This is a genomic window from Phytoactinopolyspora endophytica, from assembly GCF_004138495.1.
In the GTDB taxonomy this organism is placed as follows: Bacteria; Actinomycetota; Actinomycetes; order Jiangellales; family Jiangellaceae; genus Phytoactinopolyspora; species Phytoactinopolyspora endophytica.
This window is the reverse complement of the sequence record NZ_ML142851.1, coordinates 83,486-84,303: the sequence shown is the minus strand read 5'-3', so window position 1 is coordinate 84,303 and position 818 is coordinate 83,486. Positions and strand designations below refer to the sequence as shown.

The window sequence follows — 818 nt, the reverse complement described above, 5'->3', positions numbered from 1 at the left end:
CCATCCACGGCGCCACTATGCACGGCGTACCCAGCGTTTCCAGCCCGACAGCAAGCCGTGTACGGCCTAGCATTGCTCCAGACGGGGGCTTGGGTCACACGCGGAGGGCCGACCACCTCAGCGTCGACACCCAGCCGGAGCTCCCGCTGGGACCGCGGAGCGGCATGGCCACTCAGACCTCGGGGCGAGCTCAGATGCTCGCCGGCAGGTACCGCGTCGAGCGTCTGCTCGACGACACCGCCGGCGCGCGTTCCTGGCACGGCTTCGACGACGTCCTGCAGCGCCCGGTGTTCATCCAGACCATCGACGCCAACGACGCTCGGGCCGAGCAGTTCGTCACGGCCGCGCGGAAGGCCTCGACCATCGACGACCCCAGGTTCCTCCGGGTTCTCGATATCGGCACGGACGGCGTGTCCTATCTCGTCCGGGAGTGGACCCCGGGCCGTGATCTCTGCACTCTGCTCGCGGACGGTCCGTTCCATACACAGCACGCCACAGCCATCGGCCGCGAGGTCGCCGACGCGATGGCCAGCGCACATGCTCAGCAACTTTTCCACCGGCATCTCGTTCCGACGCTGATCTTCTTGACCGCGGAGGGGTCGATCAAGATCGCCGGTCTGGAGACGGAGGCCGTACTCCACGGGCCGACTGAGGTGTACCGGGACGGTTCTGACGCGCCGTTGAGCGATCCGGTCGGCCTGGACGCGGCCGGGGTCGGAGGCGTGCTCTACGCGTGCCTGACGGCTCACTGGCCGACCACCGTGTCCGGAGGGCTGGCGCCCGCCCCGCGCATCGACGGCAAGCTCCCGTCGGCCAGG

Annotated in this window: 1 protein-coding gene; it reads left to right on the top strand. The window is 69.2% G+C overall.

Translation table 11 applies throughout. The annotated features are described in order from the left end of the window. Positions 1-164: 164 nt before the first annotated feature. Positions 165-818, top strand: a 654-nt coding sequence (locus ELR45_RS34690) for a protein kinase (protein WP_165367528.1), incomplete at its 3' end; no start/stop codon positions are given.